This window comes from Amycolatopsis jejuensis (assembly GCF_000717335.1).
Taxonomy (GTDB): domain Bacteria; phylum Actinomycetota; class Actinomycetes; order Mycobacteriales; family Pseudonocardiaceae; genus Amycolatopsis; species Amycolatopsis jejuensis.
On the sequence record NZ_JNYZ01000010.1, the window covers coordinates 279,609 to 295,358 of the forward strand.

Genomic DNA, 15,750 nt, shown 5'->3' on the forward strand with positions numbered 1-15,750 from the left:
CCGCTCAGTGGCCACCGGTCCCGCGAGAGGCGAGTGCCTCGATGGTGTTGGCCGCACGCTGGACGGGTCCGGCGAAGTTCTCCGCTCGCGTCCGTGCCGACGTTGCGATCTGCAGCGCGGCCCGCTGCCCGTGCGGCAGGGTGAGCAGCCGCGCGTAGCAGGTGAGCCCCGCCATCAGGTCCTGGTCGTCGACGGCGGCGGCGAACTGCCGAAGCCGATGCGGCTGCCCGTGCGCCGGATCGAGTACCAGTGACGCGGCGGCCTGGTCGGGCATCTCGATTCCCGGGTACGAGTCGATGGGCAGGATCTCCCGGCCGGGGACCATCTCGATCGCCACGAGCGAGGCCTCCGCTGGAACGACCAACGAGACCGTGGCGCCGGTCTGGTCCCGCAAGGCTTGGAGGACCCTGCTGACGCCGGTGCGCTGCCCGGCGAGCGGCTGGGCGCGACCTGCGAGGTCGAGCAGGTGGGGCGACACCGTCCACCGGCCGTCGGGGTGGAGGTCGACCGCTTTGCTTCGCCGGAGCTGGTGCAGTAGCCGGCGAACCGTCGAGCGGGGAATCGAGGTCAGTTCCGCCAGGCTCGACATCTGGCGGCGCTCGTCCGCCTCGGGCAGCGCGCGAAGGATGCGGAAACCACCTTCGAGCACCCCACGTCCGTCGTCACCTGCCATCGCCTGCTCCGTTCCGATCACCGGAATCGATCGTCTCACCTCCGGCCGCCCGGACCGCCGACAACGCTGCTTCGCTGCCCTTGCATACCGCCGGAGCAGTACCCGGATGACCAGAATTGGTCTAGACTTTTCGTCCCGGAAGCAGGGGAAGGGACGGCTCATGCGCGGGACCACGGTGGCACCGGGAACCGCCTGTGCGCCCGTCGGAGCGGGTGAGTTGCCGTTGCACCGGCTGGAGGTACCGGGGCCTGGGGCGATGCCGTTCGCGGTCGGGACGTTCGATGCGGTCGGACCCTTGTCTCGGGCGGCGTTTCCGCATCGGCACACCTTTCACGAGATCGTGCTGGTCACCGGTGGGTCCGGGGCGCACGTCGTCGACCTGACGCGCTGGCCGTTGCAGCCGCCACAGTTTGGCGTGGTCACCCCTGGGCAGGTGCACCACTGGGAGGCCCGCGGGCTCACCGGGTCGCTCGTGCTGTTCACCGACGATTTCCTGCTCGACCATCCGGCCGATCGCGAGACCCTGCGGCGGCTGCGGGACCGGCCGTGGCTGCCGCTCGACGAGCCGGAAGGCTCCCGCACTGCCCGGCTGATTGCCGAGCTAGAGGAGGAATTCCGGCGTGGTGGCGCGGACAGTGAGTCGGTGTTGCGCGCGTTGCTGCACGTGCTCATCGTGCGCGCCGGGCGCCTTCCCGGTACCCCGGCGACTCCGGCGCGCGCCCGGGCGGTTGCGGCGGAGTTCGCCGAGCTGGCCGAACAACCTGAGCTGGGCTTGTGGTCGGTGCGCGCGCATGCGGAACGGCTCGGCGTCACCCCGGGGTATCTCACCGAGGCGGTGAAAGCGGCGACCGGCCGGACTGCCGCGGAGCTCGTACGGGAAGCGCGAACCGGTGAGGCGAAACGGTTTCTGCTGCGCACCGACCTTTCGGTACGGCAGATCGCCAGCCGCGTCGGGTTTGCGGATCCGGCCTACTTCTGCCGGTTCTTCCGCCGGGAGACCGGCTTGAGCCCCGGGGGATTCCGCCGCACGGGCGACACCGCCCCGGAGATTCACCACGACTGCCGACCTCCGTCCATCGCCCGCGGCTGACCGCTTCCCTAGCGTGGGGAATCCCCCCACAAGGAGCGGAAAATGGACGAAAACCGGATGCTCAGCCGCAAAACGGTGCTGCGCGCCGCATTTGCCGCGGGAGTCGCGGCGCCCGTCGCGCTCGTCGGCGGGCCTGCGCTGGCGCGGACGACGTTCGCCGGCGGGCAGGTGGCCGAGCCGACCCCGGCGTGCCACGACGGCGACGATCCGACTCCCGACCAGACCGAAGGTCCGTACTTCAAACCGAATTCCCCCGAGCGGACAGTGCTCGTCGAACCGGGCACGCAAGGCACGCGGCTGACCGTGACCGGGTACGTGTTCGGGCTTGCCTGCCAGCCGATTTCGCGTGCGCTGCTGGACTTCTGGCAGGCCGACGTGAACGGCGCGTACGACAACGTCGGCTTCACGTTCCGCGGTCACCAGTACACGAACAGCCTCGGCGAGTTCACCCTGAGCACCATCGTGCCCGGTCTCTACCCCGGCCGGACGCGCCACATTCACGTGAAAGTGCAAGCGCCGGGACGGCCGATCCTCACGACGCAGCTGTACTTCCCCAACGAACCCCGCAACAACACCGACACGATCTTCGACCCACGGCTGCTGATGACCGTCCGCGACGCTCCGAGCGGTGGCAAGGAAGCCGCGTTCGACTTCGTGCTGAACGTGCCGCAATCCCCGACCAGCACGCCTCCTCCGGGCGGGACCACATGGACCGCAGGCACGGCGTATGCGGCAGGCGCACGGGTTACGTATCGCGGGATCGGTTACGTGTGCCTGCAGGGCCACACCGCCCAACCCGGCTGGGAACCGCCGAATGCGCCGGCGTTGTGGCAGGTGGGCTGACGCGGCAGAAGAGCCGGTGCCGAACGGCACCGGCTCACCCGCGGGATCACTTACGGGGTGTAGATCTCCTTGACCGAGGTGATCTGGTCGTCGCGGTCGACCTTGATCTCGGCGAGCGGCGGGTGGTCGCCCTTGAGCGCCTTCACCAGGTCGTCCTGGTCGCACCACTTCGTGCCGCGGCCGTTGCTGTCGACGGTGGGGGTGCCGCCCGAGCACAGGTCGAGCGCGCTGTAGGTCTCGCTGTGCGCGTCGAGCGGCAGCCGATAGGTCTTGGTGTCACCGGGGACCTCGACCCAGTGGCCGTTGTTGGCGCCGCCCGGCTGGAACTGCATCAGTTTGAACGTCGCCATGTACTCCTTCGCGTCCCACCCGGTGAACGCGACGGTCTGCGTGGTGTTCGGGAACTTCCGCTGCGGTGCAGGCTTCTTCTCGGGCACCGTGCCGGAGTCGGCGCCCGGCGCGGTCCGCATCCGCATGCCGGTCTTGTCACTGCACTGCACGATCCCGCGGGAACCCTGGGGCTCCGGGGCTTCCTCGCAGTCCCAGACGAACTTGAGGCCCGGACCGGAAATGTTGCGGACCCGGCGCACGTCGCCCTCGCCCTGCGGCGCCTTCTTGAAGTACTCGTCGAAGACGGTCCACGCTTCGACGCAGCCGGGGTTTCCGGCCGCGGTCTCCATGGTGATCACGTCCACGAGCGGTCCGCCGGGACGGCCGGTCTGGTACTCGGCCTGGCCCTTGCTGCAGTTGACGTCCCCCGCCCGGTCACCGCCCGACGCTCCCCCAGCGCCCCCCTGGTTCGCCTTCGGGGCCGACTTGACGGCAGCCGCGTCCTTCACCGGAGAACCCTGTCCGGCGACATTGTTTCCGCTACACGCGGAAAGCAATGCGATCGCGGCAACGGCGCCGCCGACAATGACCAGCTTCATCGACTTCTTCGCGGTGAATCCCATTTCGGCTCCCCTTATTCCCCGTCTTTGGTGAATCTCTGTGACTGAAGACGTGACAGCCGGAATGGCGTTGCCCGGAAATTGCGTCCGGATCCGGTATTGCCCTCGCATCCGGCCCGGCCTGCCCACGAGGGCACGGGTTGCGACGGCCTCGCAACCCCCGGCACAGCACAACGCCGGTGCCCAGGGTTTCCCCTGGACACCGGCGTCGTGTCCGGCTCAGAAGTAAAGCGCCGTGACCCGGGTGATGCGGTCGGCCCCATCGACGTTGAGCTCGGCGCTGGTGGTGTCACCCCGGTTCAGCGCGGCGATCAGGTCCTTCGCCCCGCAGCGCATCGGGCTGTGGTTCGAGTCGTCCAAGCTGGGCGAACCTTCCGGGCACAGTCCGACGTAGCTGATCACCGTGGCGTTCTTGTCCAGCGGCAGCCGGTGCACCTTCTGGTCGGTCACCGATTCGGCGTACCCGCCGGTCGGCAGCTTGTCCATCACCCGGAACTGGACCATACCGAGCTTGGCGTCGTAGCCGATCATCGAGACCACCGGCGTGGTGTTCGGGAACCGGAGCTTCGGCTGCCCGGCCCGGAGGCCACCGCCGCCCGCTCCGCCCTGACCCACCTGCGCCGATTCCTGCGCTTTCGGCGCCGCATTTCCGTCGACGCTGTTCGCACTGCAAGCCGAAAGAAGCGCAATCGCGGCAACCGCCCCACCGATAATTGCCAGCTTCATCGGCTTCATCGCTGCGAACCCCATTTCGAAACCCCTCTCGTTTGTTCCCCGCTCGAAAGGACGCGAAACGCGGGCCGACGTTGCTTACGGCCGAAGTCTTGCCCTCGGCGACCCGGTGGTGCGGTCGCGAGGGCAGGACTTCGGATGGCCGGTCAACCGCGCGGCGATCAGCCGACGTACGCGGTGAACGAATGCCGCGCCCGGTACCAGATCGAGATGCCGACCGCGCCCGCCGCGGCGGCGTTGCGCAGGTCGAGCGGTCCGGGGCGGTCGGAGAGGAAGGTGAAGTTCAGCAGCTGGGCGCCGGGGACGAAGTCGCCCTCGGTGCCTTCCTTGCTCGGTCGCACGAAGTCCATCTGCTTGACCTCGACCGTGTCGCCGTAGCCGGCGAACAGGTACAGGTACGGCGGGCGGCCGGCGAGCGGGATGTAGAAGTGGTCGCCGTCCGGGGCAGCGGGAATCAGCATCAGGGTCTCCTCGTCGGTGCTGCCGGCGACGGGCGCGGCGCCGCCGGTGGGTAAGGGGAGGTACTCCTCGTTGATGTCACAGGGAATTCCGGCGACGCTGACCGTGCCGTCGTTGCGTTGCCACAGGTTGGTCCAGGTGCGCTCGGCGGCGGTGGGTTGCGAGCCGCAGCGCCAGTACCAGGAGACGATGCCGGCGTCGTGCACCGCGCGGAGCGTCTCGGAGAAGCCGTAGAACCCGGCGCGGTTGCGGCCGACGACGCTGGTGAACCCGCGGGCGAACTGCACGACGTCGTCGAGCTGATGCGGAGCCGCGTGCTGGTCGGCGGCACAGGCCATGAGGACCGAGTCGGGAATGCCCATCCCGCGCGCGTCCGCGAGACCGGCCTGCCCGAACGCGACGCCGCGGGCGAAGTCGTCGTCGCCGGGACTGCCCCACGCGTCGTCGGTCCCCTGCTCGATCACCAGCGCGACGGTGACCCCGCCGTCGACGAGCTCCCGGTACTCGCCCCCAGTCAGCCGCTTGGGCCCGCGCCCGAGCCCGGCGTAACGGATCGCGCCGCCGAACCCGGCCGACCGCAGCGCGGAGGAACCCGGCCGTCCGGCGGAGTAGTCAGCCCAGCGCATGCTCGACCCCCGCGGCGTAGCTGGGTGGCCGGTTCGAGCCGAGGAGAAGCCGGGTGAGCCAGGGCGGCAGTCCGGCTTCGACGCGGCGGAGCAGCGCATAGAGGACGGCCAGCGCCACGGGCACGATGACCAGGCTGCCGAGACCGGACACCGCCCCGGTCACCGCGGTGGGCAACCCGAGGGAGACGAGCCAGGCGACGAGCGCGGACCACAGTCCGGGGACGACGGTGCGAAGCCAGGAGGTGAGCTGGTCGCCCAGGCGGGTTTTGGGTGCGGTCGGTTGCTCGGGGGTGGTGGGTTGCTCGGGGGTGGGGGTGGTTGGTGGCTGGGGGACGGGTTCTTGGGCGGTGGTGTCGGCGACGGGCGGGCGCGGGATTGGGCTCGAAGCGGGCTCGGCGGGGGATGGGCGCGGGGTTGGGCTCGGAGCGGGCTCGGCGGGGGATGGCAGCGGTGCAGTGACGGGAGCTCCTTGCGGAGGGGCGTCGACGACCATCGAGTGGGCCGAAGCTCCGGCGGGCTGCGCTGAAGTAGCAACGGAACCGGAGGCGTCGTGCGGATTCCCCGTCGAGGGTGCCGGTGTTTCGATCGAACCGGTGCCTGGCGGTAGTGAGACCACCGAATCCGCCGTGGGTGCCGGTGCGACGGCGGAAACAGTGCCTGGTACCGGGTCCGCCACGCCGCCCGGGTTCTCCGGCGGCGCGGGGGCGGCGGGGTTGGTGAGGTTGGCAGGGTTGGTGAGGTTGGCGGGGTTGACGGGGGCAGCAGGGTCGGCAGGGGTCGGCGCGCTTTCCCCGGTCCCCCGCGGGGTGGACAACTCGGGCAGCGGTTCGAATGTTGCCGGTGGGTGGGTCACGGTGCCGTCCGCGGCGACGATGCCCAGGATTGCGTAGTGGTACTCGACCCCGTGTGGCTTGACCAGCGACGGGCCGTTCTCGCCGCGGGGCCATTCGACGTCGCCCGTTGTCGTGCGCGCCGGGATTTGCCAGTAGTCGCCGCGGCGGTAGGTGCCGGACGTGCGGGCAGCGGTCGCGGTCGTCCTCGGTGGGGCCTCGAAGCGGACCTGGACGCCGTCCTCCAGGTCGATCCACGTGTCCTCCACCAGTGGGACCGCACCGTCGGCGCTGGTGGCGCGATGGTCCCACCGGCGCAGGAAGGGGTGGGCGCCGGAGTGGCAGTGGTCGGCGTCGGCGTCGGCGTCCAGGGTGATCAGGCGGTCGGCCGGGTCGATTGCCACGACCTTCCGCAGCGCCGGGACCGCGCCCGGGACGTCGTCGGCGACGCGGGCGGACCAGGCGTCGTCGAGAAGCTCGACGTAGTCGCCGACGTCCAGGTCCAGTTTGCTGTCCCGGCCCAGCGTCGCGACGGTCACTGTCGCGCCGGAAGCCGACACGACCGGGAACACCACCGAAGCGTTCTCCCGCGACCATTTGAACGTCGCGCCGGGTGCCGATTCGGTCGACGCCCGGCCGCCGGTGTGGATCTCGACGCGATAGAGCTGGTTTTCCGGGCCGCGGAAACTCGCTTCCGGGGAGAGGTGACAGACCGCCACGTCGTCCGGACGTTTTGCCTGCGCGGCGAGCAAGCCGGGTGATGGGTTCAGTGAATCGCGGAACACGGCGAAATCGTCGGCGCTCTGCCCGGTGCACCACGCCACCTGCCAGACGACTTTCGCGCGCGCCGCGGTGTCCGGGCCGGGATCGCCGAGCGCGACCTCGCGGATCGCCGGGTCCTGCAGTGCGGTGACCAGCCGTTCCCACACCCGCAGGTACACCACGAACGGCCCGGTTGCCGGAAGCGAGTCCTTCTCCGGGTCGAGGTATCCGTCGGGCTGGTTCCAGTACGTCGCCGGGGGGAACTGATCGTTTTCCACCAGAATACCGTCGACGTACAACCGGCCGCGGGAGATTCTCAGGTCGAGCAGTTTCGCCGTCCGGCTGTCTTTCACCGGCTGAATGCGGAATCCGCTCGCCCCGGCCGGTGCGGCGGCGGCGCCGAGCAGGTCGGCCACCGTGGTTCGCAGGTGGTGCAACAGAATTGCGGCCTGCTCGTTCGCATCGGCGTCGAGCTGCACCCGGCCCTGCTGCGACAGCACGGCCGAGAAATGCTTCAGCGGATCGAAAGTACGACGCGAGAAGTCGGCTTGCATCACGGTCTCCTAAGTGGCGAAAAGAATGCCGGCGTCGGTACCGGCCGGGGTGTACTCGGCGAGCCGCAGCCGGAGACTGTCCTCGCGTTGCGGGTGGAACAGATCGTGGAACGCGCCCATTTCCGACCCGTCCTCGGCGCCTCGGCTGATTTCGCCGGGACAATGCCGGTCGAGCTGCGCGTACCCCGGGGTGCCGTAGCGAACCGACGTGAACCGCGGGACGACGCGCAGCGGATCCCCGGAATGTTCCGGTTCACAATGGAATCGCGGTGGGGTACGCGACTCCTCCGGCAGCCAGGTGAAGCGAACACACCCCCGCTGCCGCCGGACGATCCGCATTGGACTGTCCACAATGGAGTTCTCGACCAGTCCGACTCCGTGGGTGAAAACGGAACCGAACACCGTGCACCGGCGCGCGGTCAGTACCGCATGCGCACAGCCGTCGTCCGGGGCACACAGTGCAGCGAGACCGTCACCACCAGCGTCGAGAATGCTGTCGCTCAAGCGGATCTGGTTCGGTTCCCGGTGTACCTCGTCGGCGGTCACGAGAATCGTGCCGAGAATGCTGCGCTCCACCTCGAGACACGCCTCCGTGTCGACCAGCTCCAGGCTCGCCTCCTCGGGACGGCAATGCTCGCCGAGCGACCAGCCGGGGACCAAAGTGGACTGTCGCAGCACGACTTCCCCGACCGCGCCGCTGACCTGTACGCTTCGGCCGGAGATCAGCAAGCCGTCGAAGACCACCCGGGGCAATGGGTCCTCTGCCGAACCCTGACCGGTTCCATTTATTCGCAACGAATCCGGCCGATTGCTGTGCCAGTCGAGCAATCGCAGCACCGGACGTGCCCCGCTTGCCGCGCGAAGGGTCAGCCGGTCGCCGCGGTCCACCGGCAGCTCGATTTGTTCCTGGTAAACCCCGCTGTCGGTGAACTCGATGGTCGCTTCCCGCGCGGTCGGATCAGCCGCTTTGTCCCGACGCCACTCCTCGATCGCGTCCATGACCGATCCGTGGAATCCGGGTCCGACCCGGTACACCTTTCCCGAAACAGCCCGGCGTGGATATTCCCCGGCACCGATGTCGGCGGAGAACCCGTAATGATACGTAACCCACACGCCGGACTCCGGTGCGTGCCGCGCGGGAAATGCAATCCGGCCCAGTACCGGGTCGATTGCCACTTTCCCGCGCGTCGGACGATAACGCCAACCCGACAGATCCGCGGGTACGATATCGGCCAGCGGCACCGGCTTTCCGTCCGCGAGGTAGACGCACAGGCTCTTCCCGGGTCCATAGTAGACAGCAGGGCGTTCGAATAACGCTTGCCGCCGAATGAAAGCGGGTACGTTCGTCTCGTCCGCGATGTGGTTCGGCGACGGTTCCCGCACCGGCCGGACCATCAGCGGAGTGTCGTTACCCAGAATGCTGAACGTGTAATGCGTGCGCGCCCGATCCTCGCAATACGCCGGTGCGTGAGTGATCGAATACGGCTTCAACCGCCATCCATACAAGCCGATCTCCGGAATGCCGTACCGCCCCGTTCCGCGAGACGACGTGATCCGCCGGACGTCGATCGAATGCGCCAGTTCGTCGAACGGGCCGTCGAGCCGGTCGAGAGCATCGACGCCGTGGAGATCGACCGACCGGCCCCGCGTCAATCGCCGCCGATCCGCTCGCCGGTCGCGGCCGTGTAGCCGGATGGCCTGCGAGACCGCGAGTAGCTGCCGGAATTCGACCGCGCGGGCGGGCCAATCCGCGACGTCGGCCGCAAGGTCTTCCAGCAACGCCAACGTACCTTTGCGCCGCCGATTACCCACCGTGTGCGCGACATCCCGCCGCGGTGCGAGGACGGACAGCAGTCGCCGCGCCTCGGGCGAACCCGTCGCGAGCGCCTCGTCCGCGCCCGGGAGGAGCCGGTATCCGACCAAGTCACCAATGTAGGGCGCAACCCAGTCCTGGCAGGTCTCGATGAACCAGTCGCGGTACTGCGCGTCAAGATCCGCGCCGATCAGGTCGGCCTGCTCGGTGATCACGGCCAGCAACGCCTTCAGCTGGCCTGCGTTTTCCTCGTCGCGCCGCCGGTACACCGACGGAAGCAGGTCGTAGAGCCGGTCGCTGTTCATGGAATCCTCACCAGGGTCAGGGCCTCCGGCACGTCGGGAGGGAGCACGGCGAGCCGGGCGGGGCGAATACCACGCGACACCGCCAATTTCTGGTGCAGCTTCAACGTTGTGGACGACAGCCGCGGGTTCAGCCGGACCAATTCGTCGACCGTAAGGCCGTGCCGCAACGCGATTGTGGTCAACGTATCGGTGCCGAAATCGTCTACATACCCGACTTCATCGAAAGCTTCCTCGAACCGTGCCCCTGACGCCTCCACGCACGCCCGCGCGCCGGACAGCCGGTCCACCATGGTCGCCAGCTCGATCGGCGTGACATCGCCACGGATGCCGTCGAACACGTCGATATCGGCATAATCGACGCCCGGTACCTTCTGGATGGCCGCGAACGCCTCGCTGAGGAACGCGGGTTCGCCGAGTTCCCTATGAGTAAAGGAAAACTCGTCAAGCAAAGCCGCTCGCACCGCCGGTTCCACCAAATCCCACGAATAGTCCGGCAGCACCTTGATCCCGGCTCGCAGCACGAGAAGCACCCGCTCCCGCACCGCTACCCGCACCTCGATCCCACGATCGCCGAAGCCGGCCAGTGCCTCCTCGAGTGCAATGACCAAACCGGACGACATGTCGATCCGCGCGTCCCCGATCGCTGCGACGGTCACGTGCACCACTCGCCGGCCACCGTCCGAAAGCTTGACCGCCTTGGCTTTCCCGATTCCCGCACGCGCTCGGGTGAAGTCCTCGTAGTCGCGAATGGACACCAGCCGGTCGAGCGCCAGCATCCGCAGCGGAATCGTGGCGCGCGCGTCAGCCGGGCCGTCACCATCCGCTCCGCCGCCGGATGCCAGCGGGTTGGTCACCGCACGCACGCCGGGCGGCCGTCCGGACGCCTGGTTGATCTGCCCGGCCGCCACATTCCCATCATGGCCAGCGCCGACCCGGTACCTCGCCGTCACGTTCTCCACTCCGGCTGGAATGCGAGCACCGTGTACCCCGTCGCCAAAGCGAAGCGTGCGGGTCCCGTCTTGGCCAGTGTCCATTTCGTACTCGTGACTCGTCGGCCCCGACCAGACCAGCCCGTCGGTCTCGTGCCAGCGGACCCCCGACACGCGCGCGGCGAGAGTACTTTCGGCACCGGAAGCGTTGGCAGAGGGCAGGAACGTGAGGGGATTGTCCACAGTGCTCTGTCGCAACGGAAAGGTCTGGCTGGGCACACCCGGGTCGCCACTGCCCAAGACCTCGGTGCGCGTTTCCCCCTGGTTGGCCTCCACGACATTGCCGTGGACGGTCACGGTATCCCGCCGATATCGGTACGACAAGCTGGTGGTCAGAGAAAGGAACGTCCGCACCCGATCACCGGCACGGTCCGGATTGACCCGCTGGCGGATGCCCGCCACCATCGTCAGTTCCGCGGCCTGGACCCCGCTGGTGTGCGGCACGTCGGTACGCTCACCGGACACCACCAGCCATCGACCGGGCCGGAGACCGTCGTAGAGCCGGGCGAGCTCGATTTCGTCGCCGTGAACGTCCTCGGTGATCGGATCGCCGATTGCGGCCAGCATTTCGCCCCGCGCCCACACCACGGTGCCTGCCACCGGAACCGGCGACACGACGTCGTTCAACGTGATCACCGTGACCTGCTTGGTCCCCGCCGGTTTGCCGTCCGGCAGCTTCACGTCGACCGCCTCCTGCCGCACGGACAACACACGCGCGGCCGACTGTTCCCCCGTCGCTGCCTCCAGCACCACCCAGCTGTCGCGGGCAATGCCGTCGTACACCGCGTCCAGCCAGACCGCGGTCGTGTCCGCGGCATCCGCGATCGCACCTACCGGGCGTGCCTCGGCAACCGCACGAACCCGCAGCACCTGCACATCGGAAAGCTTGGGTGGTGGTGAGATCTGCTCGTTCGCCCATGCCTTGTGCAAGCTGGGCGCCAGCCGCTGGTCTGCCGCGACGAGCAGCTTCGGGTGCACGTCGGAACTCGGGTGGAAAAGCTCGTCTACTGTGGACTGCAAGTCGACCGCACGACGTGGTGGCCGCGATGGTTCGCGACGCAACCACGGCAGTACCGGCGTGAGCCCGATCAACGCGGCAGCCCGGTCACATCCGGTCTGGGGGCCGTCGGAAAATGCGAACGCGGGCGGTGTGCAGTACAGGCCCTTCGCAAGGTTGTTCAGATACCGGACTTCCGGATCGTTTTCCCGCCTTGCGGCAACACACAGTTTACGCAACACCGCAGTCGCGTCCTCGACGGGTTTCAGCGAGTACTTGAACCAATCCCGGATCGGGCAGCTCGCGTGCGCGCGGGCGAGCGCCGCTTGTTCCGCCAGCTCGGTGCCCAGGTCGTAAATCGTGCGGAGAAGGACGTACGTCACGGTGCGCACGGAACCGAGACCATCCAAATAGGACTTGGCCGCGGTGAGCGAGTCGATCGTGTCGTCGATCCACGGCGACGGTCCGGGGTGGTGACCGAGGGCGAGAGTGATCGTCCACGACAGGTCGATGATCGCCCGGTTGAGCTCGTCCGGAAATCCGCCCGGCGTGGTGAGCGTGACGGAAGTTCTCCCGGCCGGGAAGTCCGTCGTTGCGTCGGCGACCACCCGGACCACCGGCGAGAAAGTGCCGAACAGCAACAACAATCGGTCTCCGGCCTTGAGTCCGGCGGTGGTTCCCTCGATACCGAGCCGACCGACGATCCGGGCGGTATCGCTCGTGATGTCCACCGGCTCGGCGGTGGCGACCCGAAGGGCGTTCCACTCCTCGCGGGCCTGAATTTCGGAAACCGTCTCGAAGGTTTGCGGCAGTTGGTTCTGCCCGGGCACACTCTTCGCGCCGGTGCCCGCGGGAATCACCGTCTTGGCGCCGGGGTCCAATGTGTACGCCAGGTAGGTCGTCGCCGATAGCGCCGGCCGCGGCGTGTAGCCGACCAGTTTACCCAGATGCGTGAGCGACTCGGGTTCGGTGGCCGTGCGCAGATATCCTTCGTTGGCAATGCGTTCCTGGTAGAACGTCAGCACATCGCCGACGATCGCCCAGCAGTCCAGTAACGCGATGGACGGATCGTCCGAGTCCCTTGTGGTCAAAGCGGGGATGGTGGCGAGACGGTCCATCATGGACTGACGGAACCTCGCGTACGTGCCGATCCGGCGGGAGATCGCGGGCAGTCCTGGCCGGTTGTACAGGGTGCTCATCGTCCACCTGCCAGGTCGAGAGTGAGGCGTCCGTTCTCCGGACGGCTCGGATCGTCGTCGAGTTGCGCCACCTCGAGCTCCCCGATCGGCAGCACCCCGGTGTCGAGCGCTGTACCGGGCGGGCCGTACAGCCGCTCCAACCTGGTCACCTCCACGTGCCGCACCCCCGGCACCGCGGCGGCAGCAGCGACGACCTGCGCAACCCGCACCGGGGTGCCGAAGGTGAGGTTGTCCGGCTGGAAGAACGCGCCGAGCGCCCGCCGCAGCGCCGCACGCACGTGCCCGGCGATGTAGTCGGGCCGTACCTCGACGTGCAGCGTCAGGTCGATCGGGACCAGCGTTGCGCTGAATACCGACAGGTCGTGGCCGATCCGGCGGTAGCGGTACAGCGCCGCGCGGGTCTCGTCGAGCAGCCACTCCGGCGCGACCTCCGTGCCGAGCGCGTCGAGCGCGACCTGCGCCTCGTACCAGCTACCGGTCCAGCGCAGGTCACCAGCGGCACGCTGCACGCTCGGTGAGGCGGTGGCCAACTTTGCGTAATCGTCCGCGGTGATGGCCCGCAACAACCGGCGCCGGACTTCCTGCGGAGCACGCTGCCGGACCTCCGACACCGGCTCCGGGTCAGTCCCGCCGCTCGCGGGCAACGGATTGCGGACGCGGCGGATACCCGGAACAACGGTCTGGCAGAACACAATGCTGCTAATCGCTTCCCGGCCGACATTTCCAGCGGTCCCCGTGCCGACTCGCAGTGCCGCCGTCAGCTTCCCGTCCGGCGGAAAAGTGTCGCCGAAACGCAGCACCGTCACGCCGTCGTCGGTGAGTTCGCCGACAAAGTGCCGGTCCGCCGGTCCGCTTTCCAGCAGATCCCGTTGCGGGAACCACTGGTCGCCGTTCTGATCGGTCAGGGTGACCGCGGGCAGTGCGGTCCGCGGATCCGGTTGCGTATTCGCCGGGCCGCGGAAGGCCGGACGGTTCTCGCCGATCGCCGCGCCCTCGGCGGCACCCCAGCTCTGCGCAATCTCCCAGCCCTCGTTCGCGGCGGTGAGGACATACCCCGCACGCGCCTGGCGGATCAGGTCCTTCAGCCGCGTGAGCTGGGTTTCGAGCAGATCGTCGAATCGGGCGAGCAGGTACCGCAAAGCCCGCCGGGGATGGTCGCGCAGGCCCAGCTTGTCCACTAGGGACGCTCCGAAAAGGACGGTGACGAACGTGACGTCCTCTTCGGACAGTCGACCGGCGCGCCACAGCGTGGTCAATCGCGCGCGAATCCGGCCGGGGAGCCCCACCAGCCAGCGAGCCTGCGCCGCGGCCGGTGACGGTACCGGCGTACTTTGCGTGATCGGCCGATTCCGCAACTCCCGGCCGTGCACCACCTCGGGTGCCTTGCCACACCAGTCGATCCGGCGGCCGTGCTCGACCTGTACCACGTTCCCCCGGGCAATCCCGATCTCCAACGACGACGTCAAGGCGTCCTCGCGCGCCCAAGTCACTTCGAGCAGCGGCTGCTGATACAACTCGTCGACCGCTTCAGTCGCCGAAGTCAGCCGCACCGCTTGCCGACGCGAGCCGGATTCCTCCTCGAACACCAGCACATCCCCCGCCGCGAGCCGCAATACGCGACCGCTGTCGACGAGCGTCGCCGACGTCGTCCCGGCCGGAAGGCGGCAGTCACGATCACCCCACGTCCACAGGCTGATCCGGTTGTGCGCGGGATTCAGCGCAACCGGTTCGTCATACACCGGCTCGAAAATCTCCGGCGTACCCCGCAGATCAGCCTCCGACAACACCGTCCCGGACAGGGTAGAAAACCGGAACGTCCCCGCCGGAAGGGTGACCTGCTCATCCACCTCGACACACACCCACGCGCGCGCCGAACATCCATCGTGCATGGGGTAATCGACCAGTCGCGCATGCCGCCGCACTGAGACCCGCAGCCGCGCGGTGTCCAGGTACGCCTCGGTGGCGACGGCATCCTGCTGATAGCTCAGCCGGTCACCCTCGTAGGCAAGCAGTTCGACCAGCGCAATGCCGACGTCCGGAACGTGCCGTTCGGTCCACGACGGCATGGTCAGCCGGAGCCGGTCCAGCAGAAGCTGCCGGAAGCTGGCGTAATCCTTGCTCAAGTAATCGATTTCAACGGCGGGATCAGTCTGCTGTGGACTCTCCGAAACCGGCACGCAGTCCACCTCGCCGCAGCTGCCGAACGTGAAGTCCACACAGGAATACCGCGGATCAAAGCCCGGATACGGCTTCGTACCTGGCTTTCCGACCGCGGTGGCCTCCACAATGCACAGCCGGTACGTCGACAAGTCACCGGTGCGAGACAGCTTCAGCCGGATCTCGTCGGCAAGATCGGGATCCTCGGAGCTGCACACCGAAACTGCGACGACCTTGATTCCGGTGACCCGGCGTCCGCCGTCGATCCGGAAGTTCGCCGGTACCAAGCCTTCCGGCGCCTTACCGAACAGGCCAACGATCAGGCCGTCGTCCGTCACACCGACCGAGTCGATCCCATTGCGCCCGGCCGCTCGCACGTCCACCCGGCGGCGCTCGTCCGCACAGCCGATCATGCCGCTCTCCCCCTGATGACGTCCTCGCGCCGCTCACCGGTCGCGAGAATCACGTACCCGATCTCGATCCGCAGGGTGCTCTCCTCGGCGGTGACTTCCAGCGACTGCACCGTGATCAGGTCACCGAGCCAGCGCTGCAATGACCCCTCCGCCGACACCTGCACCGCTGCCGCCAGCTCCGGACTGTCCGGTTCGAACACCAGGTCCAGCAGCCCGCAGCCGAAGTCCGGGCGCATCACGCGTTCTCCCGGTGTGGTGAAGAGCAACTGCTCGATGAGGTCGAGGATATGGTCGGCGTAGCCGGTTTCGGCGGTCCGGCCGCGACCGTCGAAATGGAACGGGAAGTCGATGTCCACAG

Annotated in this window: 11 protein-coding genes; 2 read left to right on the top strand and 9 right to left on the bottom strand. The window is 68.1% G+C overall.

Features of this window, described 5'->3' with window-relative positions:
- Positions 1 to 4: 4 nt before the first annotated feature.
- Complete coding sequence (locus OO71_RS14970) at positions 5 to 673, bottom strand: helix-turn-helix domain-containing protein (protein ID WP_162186072.1); 669 nt, start codon at positions 671 to 673, stop codon at positions 5 to 7.
- 160 nt (positions 674 to 833) lie between these two features.
- On the opposite strand from OO71_RS14970, the gene OO71_RS14975 reads away from it, so the two are divergent.
- Both OO71_RS14975 and OO71_RS14980 read left to right on the top strand, forming a co-directional pair.
- Positions 834 to 1,763, top strand: coding sequence for a helix-turn-helix transcriptional regulator (locus OO71_RS14975; RefSeq protein ID WP_033290340.1), 930 nt, complete (start codon positions 834 to 836; stop codon positions 1,761 to 1,763).
- Positions 1,764 to 1,805: 42 nt separating this feature from the next.
- Positions 1,806 to 2,606: a dioxygenase family protein gene (locus OO71_RS14980; protein WP_033290341.1), complete on the top strand. Its 801-nt coding sequence runs from the start codon at positions 1,806 to 1,808 to the stop codon at positions 2,604 to 2,606.
- A 50-nt stretch (positions 2,607 to 2,656) separates the two neighbouring features.
- On the opposite strand, the gene OO71_RS14985 is transcribed toward OO71_RS14980, so the two are convergent.
- From OO71_RS14985 to OO71_RS15020, 8 genes are all read right to left on the bottom strand, one after another.
- Entirely contained in the window at positions 2,657 to 3,559 is a 903-nt protein-coding gene (locus OO71_RS14985) for a hypothetical protein (RefSeq protein ID WP_033290342.1), read from the bottom strand.
- Positions 3,560 to 3,775: 216 nt separating this feature from the next.
- Complete coding sequence (locus tag OO71_RS14990) at positions 3,776 to 4,306, bottom strand: hypothetical protein (protein ID WP_033290343.1); 531 nt, start codon at positions 4,304 to 4,306, stop codon at positions 3,776 to 3,778.
- Between the two features lie 143 nt (positions 4,307 to 4,449).
- Positions 4,450 to 5,373: a glycoside hydrolase domain-containing protein gene (locus OO71_RS14995; protein ID WP_033290344.1), complete on the bottom strand. Its 924-nt coding sequence runs from the start codon at positions 5,371 to 5,373 to the stop codon at positions 4,450 to 4,452.
- Complete coding sequence (locus OO71_RS52180) at positions 5,360 to 7,519, bottom strand: DUF6519 domain-containing protein (RefSeq protein WP_051791560.1); 2,160 nt, start codon at positions 7,517 to 7,519, stop codon at positions 5,360 to 5,362. The genes OO71_RS14995 and OO71_RS52180 overlap by 14 nt, the downstream gene beginning before the upstream one ends.
- Before the next feature lie 9 nt (positions 7,520 to 7,528).
- Positions 7,529 to 9,637, bottom strand: a complete 2,109-nt coding sequence (locus OO71_RS15005) for a hypothetical protein (RefSeq protein WP_033290345.1) — start codon at positions 9,635 to 9,637, stop codon at positions 7,529 to 7,531.
- Positions 9,634 to 12,822, bottom strand: coding sequence for a putative baseplate assembly protein (locus tag OO71_RS47395; RefSeq protein WP_051791561.1), 3,189 nt, complete (start codon positions 12,820 to 12,822; stop codon positions 9,634 to 9,636). The genes OO71_RS15005 and OO71_RS47395 overlap by 4 nt, the downstream gene beginning before the upstream one ends.
- The gene (locus tag OO71_RS15015; protein ID WP_033290346.1) at positions 12,819 to 15,392 is read right to left on the bottom strand and encodes a putative baseplate assembly protein; all 2,574 of its coding nucleotides are present in this window, start codon (positions 15,390 to 15,392) and stop codon (positions 12,819 to 12,821) included. The genes OO71_RS47395 and OO71_RS15015 overlap by 4 nt, the downstream gene beginning before the upstream one ends.
- On the bottom strand, positions 15,389 to 15,748 hold the full coding sequence (locus OO71_RS15020; RefSeq protein ID WP_245633671.1) for a GPW/gp25 family protein: 360 nt from the start codon (positions 15,746 to 15,748) through the stop codon (positions 15,389 to 15,391). Before OO71_RS15020 ends, OO71_RS15015 begins: the two co-directional genes overlap by 4 nt.
- Positions 15,749 to 15,750: the final 2 nt, after the last annotated feature.

What these genes read in the sequence shown, in the direction of transcription:
- OO71_RS14970 (WP_162186072.1), bottom strand. Translation starts at nt 673, where the DNA reads ATGGCAGGTGACGACGGACGTGGGGTGCTCGAAGGTGGTTTCCGCATC.
- OO71_RS14975 (WP_033290340.1), top strand. Translation starts at nt 834, where the DNA reads ATGCGCGGGACCACGGTGGCACCGGGAACCGCCTGTGCGCCCGTCGGA.
- OO71_RS14980 (WP_033290341.1), top strand. Translation starts at nt 1,806, where the DNA reads ATGGACGAAAACCGGATGCTCAGCCGCAAAACGGTGCTGCGCGCCGCA.
- OO71_RS14985 (WP_033290342.1), bottom strand. Translation starts at nt 3,559, where the DNA reads ATGGGATTCACCGCGAAGAAGTCGATGAAGCTGGTCATTGTCGGCGGC.
- OO71_RS14990 (WP_033290343.1), bottom strand. Translation starts at nt 4,306, where the DNA reads ATGGGGTTCGCAGCGATGAAGCCGATGAAGCTGGCAATTATCGGTGGG.
- OO71_RS14995 (WP_033290344.1), bottom strand. Translation starts at nt 5,373, where the DNA reads ATGCGCTGGGCTGACTACTCCGCCGGACGGCCGGGTTCCTCCGCGCTG.
- OO71_RS52180 (WP_051791560.1), bottom strand. Translation starts at nt 7,519, where the DNA reads ATGCAAGCCGACTTCTCGCGTCGTACTTTCGATCCGCTGAAGCATTTC.
- OO71_RS15005 (WP_033290345.1), bottom strand. Translation starts at nt 9,637, where the DNA reads ATGAACAGCGACCGGCTCTACGACCTGCTTCCGTCGGTGTACCGGCGG.
- OO71_RS47395 (WP_051791561.1), bottom strand. Translation starts at nt 12,822, where the DNA reads ATGAGCACCCTGTACAACCGGCCAGGACTGCCCGCGATCTCCCGCCGG.
- OO71_RS15015 (WP_033290346.1), bottom strand. Translation starts at nt 15,392, where the DNA reads ATGATCGGCTGTGCGGACGAGCGCCGCCGGGTGGACGTGCGAGCGGCC.